Annotated in this window: 13 protein-coding genes; 4 read left to right on the top strand and 9 right to left on the bottom strand. The window is 74.1% G+C overall.

Annotated features, from left to right (window positions below; genetic code table 11):
- Positions 1-29 precede the first annotated feature (29 nt).
- From QSK00_RS06675 to QSK00_RS06685, 3 genes are read right to left on the bottom strand one after another with little or no spacing between them, the layout of a single operon-like run.
- Positions 30-785 carry a hypothetical protein gene (locus QSK00_RS06675; RefSeq protein WP_285588841.1) on the bottom strand — a complete coding sequence of 252 codons (756 nt, stop codon included), beginning with the start codon at positions 783-785 and terminating at the stop codon, positions 30-32.
- 50 nt (positions 786-835) lie between these two features.
- Positions 836-1,630, bottom strand: a complete 795-nt coding sequence (locus QSK00_RS06680) for an IclR family transcriptional regulator (protein ID WP_285588843.1) — start codon at positions 1,628-1,630, stop codon at positions 836-838.
- A gap of 9 nt (positions 1,631-1,639) precedes the next feature.
- Entirely contained in the window at positions 1,640-2,404 is a 765-nt protein-coding gene (locus QSK00_RS06685; protein ID WP_285588845.1) for an IclR family transcriptional regulator, read from the bottom strand.
- Between the two features lie 78 nt (positions 2,405-2,482).
- Here QSK00_RS06685 and QSK00_RS06690 point away from each other — a divergent pair, with 78 nt between their 5' ends.
- Positions 2,483-3,778, top strand: coding sequence for an MFS transporter (locus tag QSK00_RS06690; RefSeq protein ID WP_285588846.1), 1,296 nt, complete (start codon positions 2,483-2,485; stop codon positions 3,776-3,778).
- Positions 3,775-4,482: an SDR family NAD(P)-dependent oxidoreductase gene (locus QSK00_RS06695; protein ID WP_285588847.1), complete on the top strand. Its 708-nt coding sequence runs from the start codon at positions 3,775-3,777 to the stop codon at positions 4,480-4,482. The genes QSK00_RS06690 and QSK00_RS06695 overlap by 4 nt, the downstream gene beginning before the upstream one ends.
- A 60-nt stretch (positions 4,483-4,542) precedes the next feature.
- Here the strand turns inward: QSK00_RS06695 and QSK00_RS06700 are convergent, their stop codons facing one another.
- Genes QSK00_RS06700 through QSK00_RS06725 form a run of 6 tightly spaced genes read right to left on the bottom strand, consistent with a single transcriptional unit; the run spans position 4,543 to position 12,381 of the window.
- Positions 4,543-5,670 (bottom strand): LLM class flavin-dependent oxidoreductase, encoded by a 1,128-nt coding sequence (locus QSK00_RS06700; RefSeq protein WP_285588848.1) that lies wholly within the window; start codon positions 5,668-5,670, stop codon positions 4,543-4,545.
- Positions 5,671-5,700: 30 nt separating this feature from the next.
- Entirely contained in the window at positions 5,701-7,395 is a 1,695-nt protein-coding gene (locus QSK00_RS06705; RefSeq protein ID WP_285588849.1) for a thiamine pyrophosphate-binding protein, read from the bottom strand.
- A 32-nt stretch (positions 7,396-7,427) separates the two neighbouring features.
- Complete coding sequence (locus QSK00_RS06710; RefSeq protein ID WP_285588850.1) at positions 7,428-9,017, bottom strand: carboxylesterase/lipase family protein; 1,590 nt, start codon at positions 9,015-9,017, stop codon at positions 7,428-7,430.
- Complete coding sequence (locus tag QSK00_RS06715; RefSeq protein ID WP_285588851.1) at positions 9,011-10,168, bottom strand: LLM class flavin-dependent oxidoreductase; 1,158 nt, start codon at positions 10,166-10,168, stop codon at positions 9,011-9,013. Before QSK00_RS06715 ends, QSK00_RS06710 begins: the two co-directional genes overlap by 7 nt.
- A gap of 27 nt (positions 10,169-10,195) precedes the next feature.
- Complete coding sequence (locus tag QSK00_RS06720; RefSeq protein ID WP_285588852.1) at positions 10,196-10,885, bottom strand: class II aldolase/adducin family protein; 690 nt, start codon at positions 10,883-10,885, stop codon at positions 10,196-10,198.
- Between the two features lie 8 nt (positions 10,886-10,893).
- Positions 10,894-12,381, bottom strand: coding sequence for an aldehyde dehydrogenase family protein (locus QSK00_RS06725; RefSeq protein ID WP_285588855.1), 1,488 nt, complete (start codon positions 12,379-12,381; stop codon positions 10,894-10,896).
- A gap of 181 nt (positions 12,382-12,562) precedes the next feature.
- Between QSK00_RS06725 and QSK00_RS06730 the strand changes: the two genes are divergently transcribed.
- The gene (locus QSK00_RS06730) at positions 12,563-14,455 is read left to right on the top strand and encodes an FAD-dependent monooxygenase (RefSeq protein ID WP_285588857.1); all 1,893 of its coding nucleotides are present in this window, start codon (positions 12,563-12,565) and stop codon (positions 14,453-14,455) included.
- Positions 14,452-15,423 (top strand): amidohydrolase family protein, encoded by a 972-nt coding sequence (locus tag QSK00_RS06735; protein ID WP_285588859.1) that lies wholly within the window; start codon positions 14,452-14,454, stop codon positions 15,421-15,423. Before QSK00_RS06730 ends, QSK00_RS06735 begins: the two co-directional genes overlap by 4 nt.
- Positions 15,424-15,426 lie beyond the last annotated feature (3 nt).

Consider the following 15,426-nt stretch of genomic DNA (forward strand, 5'->3'; position numbering starts at 1 on the left):
CAGACCCCACCCGCCGTCGGGAAGCACGATCAGGCGAACGCGCTCGACCAGGTCGGTGGCCCGCCGCGGGTGAGTCGGCGGACCAGGACCCACACCGTGGCGAGCACCGCGACGAGAACGGGCGTCACGATCCACTCGGGTCCGCCGGGGAGGATCCAGACCAGGCCCCACACCAGCGCTGCCGCGAAGGGCGCCGGGGCCCGCACGCGCTCGACGACCCAGGTGCCGGAGATCGCGAGCGCGAACACCGCCGCCCACGCGAGGAGCACCGACGCCTCGCCGCCGCCCGGCCCCAGGCCCGCTCCGAGCAGCTCCCCGGCGGCCGGAGTCAGGGCGGCGGTCCACCCGAGGGCCAGGGACACCGGGCCGTGCAACGTGAGGCGCAGGCGGAGGGTGCGCGCAGGTTCGAGGCGGACCAGTCGGGCCGCTGCGACGGCGAGGGCGACGACGCCGACGACGATCGCGGCACCGGCGACGAGCGGCTGCGCCCCGAGCAGGACGAGGGCGATCTGAGCGAGGAGCGCGAGGGTCAGCGGGAGACGGACCGCGCGCCGCCGAGGCCAGGCGAGCTGCTCGGCCCGCAGCGACTCGACCGCGAGCACGAGGAGGCCGACCAGGACGAGCAGGCCGATGGTGGTGGCGGCCGCCGCGGGATGGACGACATCGGCGACCGGGACCGGCTGCCCGTGCAGGGCGAAGGTAGCGAGCGCGACGACGGCGAGGCCGAGCAGCAGCCACGCCCCGACGCGGTCACGGAGCTCCGGCATCGGGTGCATCTCGGACACGGGGCGCAGCATGCCGTGCCCGGTCTGTGCCGGCGCCCACGACGGCGAGGTCAGCCCCCGGTGGCCGCCGGGATCGCCTCGACCACCGCGGCCACGGCCGTGCGCAGCGCCGCGACGTGTTCCCGCTCGAGCGCGGTGCTCCAGCGCGCCTCGGGGGTCGCGACGCTGAGTCCGCCGAGGAGACCGCGGTCCGGGTGCACGATCGCCACCCCGACCGAGCAGACGCCGGGCTCCACCTCTCCCCGGTTGCGGGCGTAGCCCCGGGAGCGGACCCGCCGGAGCTCCGCGAGGAGCGCGTCGACGTCGGTCAGGGTGCGCGGGGTCCGGGCCGGGAGGACGCCGCCGGGGTAGGCCGCGCGGACGGCGTCGTCGTCGCGGGTCGCGAGCATGGCCTTGCCGACGCTGGTGGCGTGGGCGTCGCGGGTCTGGCCGACCCGGCTCGCCACCCGCAGCGTCGACGCGCTCTCGATCACGTCGACGTAGCGGACGTCGGTGCGGACGAGTTCCCCGAGGTGCACGGTCTCCGCGGTCTCCGCGGCGAGCGACACGAGCACCGGGCGGACGACGCCCGCGAGGTCGAGATCGGCGCCGGCGGCCCGGCCCAGGTCGGCGAACGCGGGTCCCGGCCGGTAGCGCCGCGAGACCGGGTCCTGCACCGCGAACCCGCGGTAGACGAACATCGCGAGCAGTCGGTGGGCCGTCGACTGCCCGACGCCGAGGTGCTCGCGGACCTCGGCGAGGGAGACCTCGCGCCGGTCGGCGAGCAGGCGCAGGAGCAGCAGCGTCCGGTCCACGGACTCCAGCGGGTAGCGGGGCGCGACCTGGTCCTCGGCCCCCGGCTGCACGGCCACAACCTAACCGAGCTGCTCGACGCGGGTGCGGTCCTCGCCGATGCGCGCGGCGGTCACGGTCAGCTGGCGCACCCACTCGGTGAGCTGGTGCCGGTCGTAGCGCACGGTGGGCATCGCCAGCGAGATCGCCAGGGCGGGGGAGCCGGGGGGACCCTCCACCCGGCGGCCGATGGCGGTCACGCCCGTCTCGGTCCGCTGGTCGTTGAGCGCGAACCCCTGCCGCCGGACCCGCGCGAGGTCGCGCAGCAGGGCCTCGACGTCGACGTCGACGTCGACGTCGACGTCGGTGTCGGCGTAGAGCGCGCGGACCTCCTCGGGGTCCCGGGCGGCCAGGGCCGCGCGGCCGCCCGACACGAGGTGGGCGGGCAGTGCGCGCCCCTCCCGGTCCCCGACGCGCAGCGTGTGGCCGCACTCCACGGTCGCCGCGAAGCGGGCCTCGTCCGCGACGACCACCATGAGGTTGCTGGTCTCCCCGGTGCGGGCGGTGAGCGCCTCGAGATGCGGGAGCGCGATGCCCCGCAGGACGGCGGCCGGTTCCGACGGCGCCGAGCGCCGCAGCACCGGCCCGGCCACGTACCGGCGGTCGGGCTGCTGCTCGGCGAAGTCCCGGTAGACGAGCATCGCGAGCAGCCGGTGCGCGGTGGACCGGGCGACGTCGAGCCGCTGCGCCGCGTCGGTCACGCGCAGCGCCCCCTCCTGCTGCAACAGGAGCGCGAGGCGGAGCGCATGGTCCACCGACTCGATCCCGTAGCCCGGCTTGTTCTTCACATCAGAACTGTATCGGGCGTCGAGCGGAACGCTCGTACCGTTCGTCCTGGCTTTCCCCGACGATGCAGGAGACCCGCGATGACGACGCGTACGGCGCCCCCCTCCACCTCCCGGCCCGCGGCGGGCCGCACGCGTTCGGCCGTCCTCGGCACGCTCGGCAACGTCATGGAGTGGTACGACTTCACCGTCTACGGCTTCCTCGCCGCCTCGATCGGTGCCGCGTTCTTCCCGGGCACCGACCCGGTCGCCGCGCTGCTGGCCTCGTTCGCCGTGTTCGCGGTCGGCTTCGTCGCGCGCCCGATCGGCGCGCTCGTCCTCGGCCCGGTCTCCGACCGCCGCGGGCGCCGGTTCGTGATGCTGCTGTCGATGCTGCTCATGGCCGCGGGCTCGCTCGTCATCGGACTCAGCCCCACCTACGCGAGCATCGGCGCCGTCGCGCCCGCCCTGATCGTCCTCGGGCGGCTCATGCAGGGGTTCTCCGCGGGCGGCGAGTTCGGCAGCGCCGCGGTCTTCCTCACCGAGTGGGCCAGCCGGGGCCGGCGCGGGCTCTACGGCAGCTTCCACCAGGTCGGCACCTACGGTGGCCTGCTGCTCGGCATCCTCGTGGTGTCGCTGCTGACCTCCGTCGTCGGGCCGGACGCGGTGCGGGAGTGGGCGTGGCGGATCCCGTTCCTGCTCGGGGCGCTGCTCGCGCTCGTCGTGCTGGTGCTGCGGCGCACCGTCGGGGAGACCCCGGAGTTCGAGGACCTGGAGCGGGCCCGCGCGACCGGTGCGGAGACGCGGACGGAGTCCTCGGTCCCGGTCGGTCGGGCCTTCGTCCTGGCCCTGGGGGTCGTGGCGCTGTGGGCCGTCACGTCGTTCGTGACGATCAACTACATGCCGACCTTCGCCGCCACGTTCGCGAAGGTCCCGGCGACCTCGGCCCTGTGGGCGACCGCGATCGGCTGCGTCCTCGCGGTGGCCCTCATCCCGGTCTTCGGGCACCTGTCCGACCGGGTCGGGCGCCGTCCGCTCATCGTCGGCTCGGCCGTCGCCTTCGTCGTGCTCCCGGTGCCGCTGTTCGCGCTCCTGGTCGCGCTGCCCTCGTTCGGCACGCTGGTCCTGGTCCAGGTCGTCTTCGCGGTCCCGACGAGCATGATCGCGGGTGCCGGCACCGCCACCATCAGCGAACTGTTCGGCACGCAGCGCCGGGGAGCGCTGGTCTCGATCGCGTCGGCGATCTCGGTCGCGGTGTTCGGCGGCGCCGGCGGGTACGTCGCGACGCTGCTGGTGAGCACCACCGGGCTCGCGATCTCGCCGTCGTTCTACATCGTCGCCGTCGCGCTGATCACCCTGGTCGCCGGTCTCGCGCTGCCGCGCACGGCGGGCCGGTGAGGACGTCCTCCGTCCTGGTCACGGGCGGCACCGGATCCCTCGGTGCCGCCCTGTGCCGTCGGTTCCGGGCGGACGGCCACGTGGTGGTCGCGGCCGACCGGTCCGGCGCGGCCACCGTGCCGGACGTGGTGCACCACCACCCGCTCGACGTCACCGACCCGGCGAGCGTCGAGGCCTGCCTCGACGCGGCCGAGCGGCTCGCCCCGCTCTCGACGGTGGTCCTGGCGCACGGGGTGCTCCTGCCCGCGCCGGGGCGCGAGGCGGCCGGGGAACGGATGGCCCGCACGCTCGAGGTGAACCTGGCCGGCGCGGCGCGGGTCGCCGCGCTGGCCGCCGACCGGATGCCCTCGGGGAGCATCGTGTTCCTGAGCAGCCACGCGTCCCGCTTCGGCCGCATGCCCGGAGCCTCGGTGTACTCGGCCAGCAAGGCCGGGGTGGAGGCCCTGGCCCGGGGCCTGGCCTGTGAGTACGCCCCGCGGCTGCGGGTCAACGCGGTGGGCGTCGGGTTCCTGGAGACCCCGATGCGGGGCGCGGGTGCCGAGGCGCGGGCGGCCGCCTCCGGGGATCTCCTCGCGCAGGTACCGATGGGGCGCTACGCCACTCCCGACGACGTCGTGGAGGCCGTGTCCTACCTGGCCTCGGACCGTGCCTCCTACGTCACCGGGACCACGCTGATGGTCGACGGCGGGGTCACCGCCCGCTGACCCTGCCCCCGACGTGCGAGAGCGGGGCCACCCTCAGGGTGGCCCCGCTCTCGTGTGCGATCACCAGGGGCGGTCGCCGGGCTGCGGGTGCGACCGCACCCCCGCGTCGTCGAGCAGGTCGAGCACCGCCCGGAACCCCTGCAGCTCGGCCGGGCTCCACAGCGGGAAGTTGATGAGGATGTTCCGCACGTCCTGCCCGGTCAACCGCACGAGACGCTCCGCGACCTGCTGCGGGGTGCCGACCAGCTGCAGCATCGCCTCGCCGCTGCCCAGCGCGCGGACCGCCTTGTCCTCGCCGAGCTTGTCGAACATCGCCCGGGCCGACTCGATCGAGCCGAGGATGTCGCCGGCGATCTCCCACGCCGCCTCGTGGTTCAGCGACTCCAGCAGGCGCGCGTACTCCTCCTCTGCCTCGCCCTCGTTCTCGCGCACGAGGGCGATCGCGAACGGGGTCACCGAGACGTCGCGTCCGTTGCCGGCGGTGAGCCCGGCGAGCCGCTCGCCGACGCCGCGCAGGGCGTCGTCGTCCTTCGCGAGGGTGACCAGCTCGTCGCAGTAGTTCGCGGCGAACGCCGTGCCTGCGGTGGAGGCGCCGGCGCTGACCAGGTGCGGTCGCGGGTCGCTCGCCGGCCGCGGCGCCTTGATCCGGCCCCTGAGCCGGTAGTAGCGCCCGTCGTGGTCGATCGGCTCGTGCTCGGTCCAGAGCCGCTCGACCACGTCGACGAACTCGGCGGCCATCGCGTAGCGCTCGTCGTGCTCGACGAACTCCGCGCCGAACAGGGCGGCCTCGGCGTCGGAGAACCCGGTGACCACGTTCCAGCCCCAGCGCCCGGAGCTGAACGAGTCGAGCGTCGCGCCCATCCGGGCCACGTGCGCGGGTTGGTGGTGGGTGGTGTGGAAGGTGGAGACCACGCCGATCCGCTCGGTGACGGCGAAGATGCCCATGGCGAGCAGCGGGGCGTGGTAGGCGGGGGACTGGTGGCCCGCGACCTCGGCCGCCCGCTGGTGACCCGACCAGTTGTCGGCGATGAACAGCGAGTCGAAGCCGACCTGCTCGGCGGTGCGGGCGAGCTCGAGCAGGTTCTCCTTGTTGAGCCGGGGGGTGCGGCGGGCGGCCTCGTCGGACCAGACGTGGTTCGTCTGGCCCGCGGGGAAGAAGTAGCCGATCGACAGCCGGTCAGGTGCCATGGGTGGTCGTTCCTCTCGGGAAGCGGCGACTCAGTCGTCGGCCTGGGTGAAGACGCGGGAGAACTCGTGGGCGTCCTCGGGGGAGTTCACGACCTCGATCAACGTGGCCCGGCGGTCGGCGAACGCCTTGTCCAGAGCGGCACGCAGCTCGCCCGGGGTGGCGACCCGGCGACCTTCCAGCCCGAGGCTCGCGGCGTAGGCCGCGTGGTCGATGGGCGGGTCGCCGAAGGTCCAGCCCATGACGTCCTCGGCATCGACGAGCGGGCTCTTCGCGACGGTCGCGAGGGCGCCGATGTCGCGCCAGCCGCCGTTGTTGAGGATGACGAACACGACGGGCAGGTCCTGCTGGGCGGCGGCGTAGATCGCCGTGGAGGAGAACATGAACCCGCCGTCGCCGAGCAGGGCCACCACCCGGCGGTCGGGCCGGGCGAGCTGGATCCCGATCGACGCCGGGCCGCCCCAGCCCTGCGCGCTGGCCTTGCTCGAGATGCCGAAGAAGGTGTCGGTGTCGGGGTAGGGGAGGAGGTCCTCCACGAACGGCTCCCCGGACGCGCAGTGGTTCACGACGATCGTGCCCGCCGGCATCGCGGCCTCGAGCTCGGTGAGGATTCGGCCGATGGCCAGCTCCTCGGCGTCGAACCGGATGCCGCGGATCCGCTCGTTGCGGGCGTCCCGCGCCTCGTGCAGCTCGCGCGCCGCGGCCGCCCGGCGGTCCCGGACCTCGTCGGGAACGGCACCGAGTGCGGCCGTCACCGCCTCGAGGGTGGGGCGCGGGGAGCCGAGGACGGCGAGGTCGGGCCGGAGCTGGCGGGTGAGCAGCATCGGGTCGGGGCTGAGCACCACGGTGGTGGCGTCGCCGAACTCGACCGGTCGGGTCAGCCCCGACTCGGTCAGCTCGACCCCGAGCAGCAGCAGCACGTCCGCCCGGTCGACGACGCCGCGGTGGGCGCCGAGCCGACCCGCGAACTGCGGGTGGGTGGTGGGGAAGCCCAGGTCGGCGATCTTGTCCTCGTGCAGCACCGTCGCCCCGAGCGCCTCGGCGAGGGCCACCGTGGCCTCGACGGCGCCGTAGCGCGCGACCTCCGCCCCCGTGACCATCACCGGGTGCGTACTGGTGCGCAGCAGCTCCGCGACCCGGTCGACGGCGGCGGGGGCCGCGACGACGTCCGCGAGCACCTCGGTCGGCCGGCGCTGCTCGACGTCCTCGGTCTGCTCGAGCCAGACGTCCATCGGGAAGGCCAGGTGCACCGGCCCGTAGGGCGGGGTGTTCGCGATCTGGAAGGCCCGCTCCACCAGCTCCGGGATCCGGTCCGCGGACGGGATCTCGGCGCTCCACTTCGTGTACTGGCCGCTCATCTCGGTGACCGCGCGCGGCACGGCGGCGTACTGGTCGCGTCCGGCCAGCGCGCGGCTCGACGTGGTGGTGGTGAAGACCAGCGGCACGCCGTCGGCCCACGCCGTGGTCAGCGCCATCATCCCGAGCCCGGTCCCGGAGGCGTGGTAGACGTTGACGAACGCGGCCGAGCGGTTCGCCCGGGCGTACCCGGCGGCGATGAGCCCCAGGTTGGTCTCGTTGAGCGCCGAGACGTAGCGGACCTCGTCGCGGTGCGCGTAGAACGCCTCGGCCAGGGGGAACAGCCCCAGCCCGACGATGTTGAAGGCGTCCTTCACGCCGAGCCGCACCAGCGTGCGGACCAGCGACTCCGCGCCGTTGATCGGTGCCATGTCGTGTCCTCCGTCGTCGTTCGTCGGCTCGCTCATCGGCCGAGCACGTCGGCCACGCCGTGGAACCGGTCCCAGAACGCCATGCGGGCCGGGTGCGGCTCCTCGCCCGGCCCGGGGTCGACGTCGAGGGCGAGCACGCCGTCGCCGAGCGTCGGCCAGTCCAGCGCGCCGGAGGCGGTCGGGTCGCCGGTCCGGAGGAAGTCGACCCAGGCCTGCTGCACCCGCGCGGAGAGGGCCCGGTCGGCGTCGGTCCAGTCCCAGGCCCAGGTGTCGAGCGTGCCGAAGGCGTACGGGACGTCGGCGCCGTGGAAGGCGCCCGCGTACTCCCGCTCGACGAGGTCGTAGCCCGCCGGGATCGGGGGCACGCGCAGGAACCGGTGGTAGCGGACCGGCGAGGTGAGCCGGCGGTGGTGCAGGCGGGCGGCCGTCCAGGTCGACCAGACGAAGACCTGGTCGGCGAGCAGGGCCCAGCTCGACTGCTGCGCCTCCTCGTCGGTCGTCGCCGGGTAGAGGTCCAGGACCTCGGCCGCGAGATCGCCGAAGGCCTCCTCGACGTCGGCCCGGTACGCGGCGAGGGTGCCGATGTAGGGCAGCCCGGAGGCCTCATTGCCGGTGTTGCCCGCGAGCATCGGCACGTCGGCGACCTCACCGGCGACGAACGCCGCGAGCGGGTCCTGCGGCAGCACGTGGCCGTCGATGACCGGGTAGCCGGTGTCGAACAGGGCCAGCCCGACCTCCGCGCCGGGGACGAGGTCGAACGACCAGCGGCCCGCGGCCCGCGGCAGCTGGGTGGCCATGAGCTGCTCCGCGGGGAGGGCCCGCAGCTCGGCGAGGGTCGGCGCGCCGAGGGCCTGCGCCAGCTCGGCGCCGGCCTGCTCGCCCGCGGCGAGCGTGGAGGGGTTCGCAGGGTGACCGGGGCCGTCGAGGGCCGGGCCCATCCCCGGACCGCTCGACACGATGACCTTGTCGAACAGCCCGGCGGCCAGGGGCGAGCTCCGCAGGTTGTGCACGCTGTGCCCGCCGGCGGAGACACCACCGAGGGTCACGTTGGCGGGGTCGCCGCCGAACGCGGCGATGTGGCGCCGTACCCACTGCAGGGCGGCGATCTGGTCCATCAGGCCGTAGTTGCCGGAGCCGCCGTAGCCGGACTCGGCGGTGAGCTCGGGGTGCGCGAGGAACCCCAGCCGGCCCAGCCGGTGGTTGACGGTGACCACCGTGACGCCCGCGGCGGCCAGCGAGGTCCCGTCGTAGATCGGATTGCCCGCCGACCCGAACTGGTAGGCGCCGAAGTGCAGCCAGACCAGGACCGGGCGGCCGGTCCCGCCCTCGGCGCCGGTCCAGACGTCGAGGTGCAGGCAGTCCTCGGAGAACCGCTGCTCGCCCCCGGAGTACAGCGAGTTCGGCGGCGGCGGGAACTGCGGCGCGGCGGGCGCGTGCCCGGTCGCGTCCCGCGTCCCGGTCCACGGGACGACGGGCTGCGGCGGACGCCACCGCAGGTCGCCGACGGGCGGGGCGGCGTAGGGGACGCCGAGGAAGGCGCGCACGCCCTCGGCCGGGGTCAGCCCGGCCAGCTCGCCGTCGTCGGTCGCGACCATGGGGGTGGTCGACGTCGGTGTCACCACGAGAAGCTCCGCTCGCTCGGCGGGAGCCAGATTCCGGCGTCCCGGCAGTGGTCGAGGACGCTGCGGAAGGACCGGACCTCGTCCGGGTTCCACAGCGGGAAGTTGACGAGCAGGTTCTGGGTCGAGGTCTCCTTCTTGAGCTCGACGAGCTGCTCGGTGACCTGTTCCGCCGTACCGAGGAACTTCAGGATGCCGCGGCCGCTGCCCCAGGCCTTGGCGGCCTCCTGCGGGTCCTGACCGGCGAAGGCGCTCCGGATCGACTCCACGCCGCCGAGGATGTCGGCGGCGAGTTCCTTGGTGGCCTCGACGTTCAGCGTCTCGGTGAGCCGCTCGTACTCCTCCTCGGCCTCGCCCTCGCCGTCCCGGACGATGACGATGGAGAAGGGCGCGGTGCTCACCGTCCGGGCCGGGCTCCGTGTCTCGAGCAGGTCCTCGAGCCGCTGGTCGACGGCCTGGATCTTCTCGACGGTGTTGCCCGCGACCACCAGCTGGTCGCACTGCTCGGCCGCGAACGCCATGCCGGCCGGGGAGGCGCCTGCGCTGACGAGCAGCGGCGTCGGCTCCTGGACCGGCCGCGGCGCCTTCATGCGCCCCTGGGCGGTGTGGAACCGGCCCCGGTGGTCGATCGGCTCGTCCTCGGTCCAGAACCGCTTGACGACCTCGACGAACTCGGCGGCCGAGGCGTAGCGGTCGTCGTGCCCGGCCATGGCGGTCTCGCCGAACAGACGGGCCTCGGCGTCGCCGAACCCGGTCACGACGTTCCAGCCCCACCGACCGCCGCTGAAGGCGTCGAGGGTCGCCCCGGCCCGGGCCACGTGGGCGGGGCGGTGGTGGCTCGTGTGCATCGTCGTGATCACGCCGAGGTGCTGCGTGACCGCGAAGAGGCCCATGGCGAGCATCGGGGCCTGGTACTTCGGCGACTGGTGCCCGCGGCGTTCGGCCTCCCGCTGGTGGCCCGACCAGGTGTCGGCGATGAACAGTGAGTCGAACCCGGTCTCCTCGGCGGCGCGGGCCATCTCGAGGAAGACGTCCCGCTCGAGGGTCGGCGTGGCGGCGGCCGCCTCGTCGGACCAGATGTGGTCGGTCTGCCCGGTCGGGAAGAAGTAGGAGAAGCTCAGCAGGTCGGGGTCGTGGTGGCGTGGCTTGGCCATGGACGTCCTCGTTCGATGGGAGTGCGACTAGGCCGACAGCCCGCGGACCAGGTGGTCCCAGGCGGAGTGCACGGCCGCGGGGTGGTAGATGTGCTCGCGCTTGGCCAGCGCCTCCTCGTCGTCGGTCCACCGCGGGGTGCCGCCGAAGGCGAGCGTGCGCAGCATCTGCTCGGCGGCGGACTCCAGGAGCAGGGCCGCGAACGTGGCCGTCTGCAGGTCGGGGCCGACCGTGACGAGGCCGTGGTTGACGAGGAACAGTCCCGAGCAGTCGTCGAGAGTCTTCGCGACCGAGCGGCCCAGCTCCCGCGTGCGGATGAGGTCGGTGGTCTCGGTGAAGACGGGGACGGCCGGGGGCACGAAGAAGGTCGCGGCGTGGCTCACCGGGCGCAGCTCGACGCCGGCGGCGGCCAGCGCGACGGCGTGCGGCGAGTGGGAGTGCACGACGCCTCCGACATCGGGCCGCGCCGCCAGGATCTCGGTGTGGATGGGAAACTCGACGTGCCGGGGCCCGTCGCCCTCGAGGACGTCGCCGTCGGGCGAGACGAGGTGCACGTCGTCCGGCCTCACCTCGGCGAGTCCGAGGCCGCTGCGCTTGATCCACGCGCCGCGCCCCTCGGGGTCGCGGGCCGACGCGTGACCCCAGATGAAGTCGTCGTGGTCGGCCGCACCGAGGACCCGGGAGGCGAGCGAGACCAGCTCGCGGATGTCGTCGCTCATGGCGCCCTTCAGTAGGAGATGTTGATCGACTTGAGTTCGGTGTAGCTGAGGAGCTCCTCGAGGCTCTCCTCGCGACCGACACCGGAGGCCTTGACCCCGCCGTAGGGCACGTTGGGGAAGTGCTTCGCCGAGTCGTTGACCCAGGTGAAGCCGGCCTCGAGCTCGTGGGCCAGGCGCAGGGCCCGGCCGATGTCGCGGGTCCAGACGGCCGCGGTCAGTCCGTAGGGCGAGTCGTTGGCGATCCGGACGGCGTCGTCCTCGTCGTCGAAGGCGAGGACCGACAGGACCGGGCCGAAGATCTCCTCGCGGGCGACGGTGTGGTCCTCCCGGACCCCGGTGAGCACGGTGGGGGCGATGAACAGGCCGTGCGGCCGGCCCTCGGGGCGGCCGCCCCCGGTGACGACCGTGGCGCCCTCGCGCTTCGCGGTGTCGAGGTAGCCGAGGACCTTGTCGTACTGCCGCTGGTCGATCATGGTGCCCTGCTCGGAGGCCGGGTCGAGGGGATCGCCGAGGCGGTGCCCGCGCAGCCGGTCCGCGATCCGGTCCACCAGCTCGTCGTGCACCGACCGTTCCACCAGCAGGCGGGAGTTCGACCCGCAGGACTGGCCGGACCAGGTGAAGTTCATGCCCCGGATCGCGGCGTCGGCCGCGGCGTCGAGGTCGGCGTCGGCGAAGACGACCATGGCGTTCTTGCCACCCAGCTCCAGGCTGACGTCCTTGATGCCGGACGCGGCCGCGGCCTGCTGGATCGCCCGGCCGGTGCGCTCGGAGCCGATGAACCCGATCCGCCGGACGTCGGGGTGCCGGACCAGGCGGTCCGGGACGGTCGGCCCGTTGCCGACGACGATGTTGAGCACCCCGGGCGGGAAGACGTCGCGCAGCAGCTCCCCGAGCCGCAACGCCGAGAGCGGGGCCACCTCCGGCGGCTTCAGGATCGTGGGGTTGCCCGCCACCAGCGGCGCGAAGATCTTGCCGGCGAACATCAGCGGGTGGTTGAACGGCACGATCCGGACCACCACGCCCACCGGCTGCCGCACGGTGAGGTGCAGGCCGGCGCTGGCCGGGATGGTGTCGCCCTTCATCTCCAGCGCGAGCCCGGCGAACAGCCGCGCCTGGGCGAGCGTGATCTGGACGTCCGTGCGGGAGTTCGCGAGCGGCGACCCGGCGTCGATGGTGTCGAGCAGGGCGAGCTCCTCGCCGTGCTCGGCGATGATCCGCGCTGCCTCCACGACGGCGGCCGCCCGCTGCGGCGCCGGCGTCAGTCGCCACATCCGGCGGGCGGCGTGGGCCGCCGCGACCGCGGCGTCGGCGTCCTCGATCCCCGCGTCGGGGACGGTGGCGATCGGCTCGCCGAGGAACGGGCTGATCCGGGCGTAGGTGCGTCCACCGGTGGCCGGCCGGAGCTCCCCGCCGATCAGGAGGTTCCAGCTCCGGTCGCGCACGGCCAGGTGGCCGGAATCCGGCTCCGTCCGGGTCGGCGTCTGGACCGCGTCCATGCGGGCTCCTCACCTCGTCGTCGGTGACGAGACTCGCCGGGAGCCCCTCGGGGAGGAAGAAGATTCTGTAAGCCAGAACACGGCGTCCGCTGGACGGCGTTCCTCAGGACAGAAAAGATCGCGGCCCGGCGGGGAGTGGCCGGAGGATGCGGGGCAGGCCCGAGACGAGGAGTCGACCCGCATGCAGTTCTACCTCGACGGCTACGAGCCCGGGGACCCCCGGATCGCCCGTCCGCTCCCGGTGGCGCCCGAGCGCGGTGAGCAGCCCCCGGACACGACGGACGTCCTGATCGTCGGCGCCGGACCCGCCGGGCTGGTGCTCGCGGCCCAGCTCGCGGCGTTCCCCGAGGTCCGCACGGTCCTCGTCGACCGGCGCGACGGTCCGCTCGCGGTCGGCCAGGCCGACGGGGTGGCCTGCCGGACGGTGGAGATGTTCGAGGCGTTCGGCCTGGCGGACCAGGTCATCGCGGAGGGCTACCAGGTCAACGAGGTCACGTTCTGGCGGCCCGACCCGCAGGACGAGGCGTCCATCGTGCGGACCGGGCGGGTCGACGACGTGGAGGAGGGCATCTCCGAGATGCCCCACATGATCGTCAACCAGGCCCGCATGCTCGCCTTCCTCCGCGAGCACACGGCGCGCTCGGCCGGCCGGGCCGAGCCCTGGTACGGGCTGCACGCGACCGGCGTGCAGGTCGACCCCGACCCGGCGGCCGAGTACCCGGTGACGGTCACCCTGCAGGAGATCGAGGGGGGCGGGACCCGCACGGTCCGCGCCCGCTACGTCGTGGGCTGCGACGGGTCGCGCAGCGCGATCCGCAAGGCCATCGGCGCGCGGCTGCAGGGGGACTCGACGCACCAGTCGTGGGGGGTGCTCGACGTGCTCGCCGTGACCGACTTCCCCGACATCCGGCTGAAGTCCGCGATCAGCTCCGCCGCGGGCAGCATCCTGATCATCCCGCGCGAGGGCGGTTACCTGGTGCGGCTCTACATCGAGCTGGACAACGACCGCGACAGCGCGATGCTGCGCGACCGCAGCGTCACCCCGGAGAAGCTCGCCGAGGTGGCCGACCGGATCCTGCACCCCTACCGCATCGACGTGCGCGACGTCGGGTGGTGGGCGGTCTACGAGATCGCCCAGCGCGTCTGCGACCGCTTCGACGACCTTCCCGACGACCTCCCCGACGACCTTCCCGACGATGCCGCCGCCCGGCTGCCGCGCGTGTTCATCGCCGGCGACGCCTGCCACACCCACAGCGCCAAGGCGGGCCAGGGGATGAACGTGTCGATGGCCGACGCCTGGAACCTCGGCTGGAAGCTCGGCACCGTCCTGCGGGGGACGTCCCGCCCGGAGATCCTGCGGACCTACTCCACCGAGCGCCAGGCCGTGGCGCAGCGGCTGATCGAGTTCGACCGCGAGTTCGCGGCCCTGTTCAGCGACCGGGACGCCGAGCCGGAGAAGTTCCAGCACTACTTCCGGGAGCAGGGTCGCTACACCGCCGGGGTCGCGGTGCGGTACGGGCCGTCCGTGCTCACCGGCGAGCCCGCGCACCAGCACCTGGCCGAGGGCTTCCCGGTCGGGATGCGGTTCCACTCCGCGCCGGTCGTCCGGCTGGCCGACGCCAAGCCGATGCACCTCGGCCACGCCGCCCGCGCGGACGGCGCCTGGCGGCTCTACGCCTTCGCCGACCGCGCCCACCCCGCCGCCGCCGACTCCCGGCTCCGGGCCCTCTGCGACGTCCTCCCCGACCTCGTCGCCCGGTTCACCCCGCCCACCGCCGACCCGGACGCGGTGGTCGACGTCCGCGCGGTCCTGCAGCAGGGCCACCGCGACGTCGAGGTGCACGATCTCCCCCCGGTCCTCCTGCCCCGCAAGGGTCGGTTCGGGCTCGTCGACTACGAGAAGACGTTCTGCCCCCGCCCGGGCGAGGACCTGTTCGACCGGCGCGAGGTGGACCGCGAGCAGGGCTGCCTCGTCGTCGTGCGCCCGGACCAGTACGTGGCGCAGGTGCTGCCCCTGGACGCGTACGCGGACCTCGCCGACCTGCTCGGCGGGTCGCTGGTGCCCGTCCGGTGAGGGAACCCGAGCTGCCGGTCGTCGACGCGCACCACCATCTCGTCGAGGACGCCGACGACCGCATGGCTGCCCTCTGGGGCCGGCGGACCCTCCTCGCCGACGACTACGCCGAGCTGGTCGGCGAGGAGCGCGTCGTCGCGACGGTCGCCGTGGAGGGGCACACGCGGTACCGGACCTCGGGCCCGGAGCACCTGCGCCCGGTGGGGGAGACCGAGTTCCTCGCCGGGCAGGGCGACGGGCGGATCGCCGCGGCCATCGTCGGGAACGCCGACCTGCGCCGGGGCGACCGCGTCCGGGAGGTGCTCGAGGCGCACCTCGCGGCGGCGCCCGACCGGTTCCGGGGCATCCGCCAGGCCGCCCTGTGGGACGAGGACCCGGCCGTCCTCGGTGGGCTGTTCGACCTGCCGCCCCACCTCTACGCCGACGCGGGCTTCCGGGCCGGGTTCGCCCACCTCGGGCCGCTGGACCTGGTGTTCGACGCGTTCGTCCTCGCACCGCAGCTCGCCGACGTCGTCGACCTCGCCCGGGCCTTCCCCGACACCCGGATCGTGCTCGACCACCTCGGCAACCCGGTGGGGACCGGCCGCCACGCCGGACGGATGGCCGACCAGCTGCCCGCGTGGCGACGGCACATGGCCGAGCTCGCCCGCTGCCCGGAGGTGACGGTGAAGATGAGCGGCCTGGGCACCGTCCTGTCGGGCTCCGCGTCCTACCGGGCCGACCCGCCGGTGGGCCCCGACGTGCTCGCCGAGGAGTGGCGCCCCTGGGTCGAGGAGACCGTCGAGCTCTTCGGCGCCGACCGCGTGATGTTCGGGAGCAACCTCCCGACCGACCGCGTCGGCCCCTTCCCGACGATCCTGAGCGCCTACCGGACGATCACCCGCCACTGCTCGGACGCGGAGCGCCGCGCGCTCTTCGCCGGGACGGCGGCGGGCGTCTACCGGCTGGACCTCGAGGGCCGGTGGTGAGCG

Source organism: Actinomycetospora sp. NBRC 106378, from assembly GCF_030269685.1.
In the GTDB taxonomy this organism is placed as follows: Bacteria; Actinomycetota; Actinomycetes; order Mycobacteriales; family Pseudonocardiaceae; genus Actinomycetospora.

Bases quoted from the DNA above. Each gene is read 5' to 3' on its own strand.
- QSK00_RS06725 (WP_285588855.1), bottom strand. From the start codon at position 12,381: ATGGACGCGGTCCAGACGCCGACCCGGACGGAGCCGGATTCCGGCCAC.
- QSK00_RS06730 (WP_285588857.1), top strand. From the start codon at position 12,563: ATGCAGTTCTACCTCGACGGCTACGAGCCCGGGGACCCCCGGATCGCC.
- QSK00_RS06700 (WP_285588848.1), bottom strand. From the start codon at position 5,670: ATGGCACCTGACCGGCTGTCGATCGGCTACTTCTTCCCCGCGGGCCAG.
- QSK00_RS06715 (WP_285588851.1), bottom strand. From the start codon at position 10,168: ATGGCCAAGCCACGCCACCACGACCCCGACCTGCTGAGCTTCTCCTAC.
- QSK00_RS06690 (WP_285588846.1), top strand. From the start codon at position 2,483: ATGACGACGCGTACGGCGCCCCCCTCCACCTCCCGGCCCGCGGCGGGC.
- QSK00_RS06720 (WP_285588852.1), bottom strand. From the start codon at position 10,885: ATGAGCGACGACATCCGCGAGCTGGTCTCGCTCGCCTCCCGGGTCCTC.
- QSK00_RS06705 (WP_285588849.1), bottom strand. From the start codon at position 7,395: ATGGCACCGATCAACGGCGCGGAGTCGCTGGTCCGCACGCTGGTGCGG.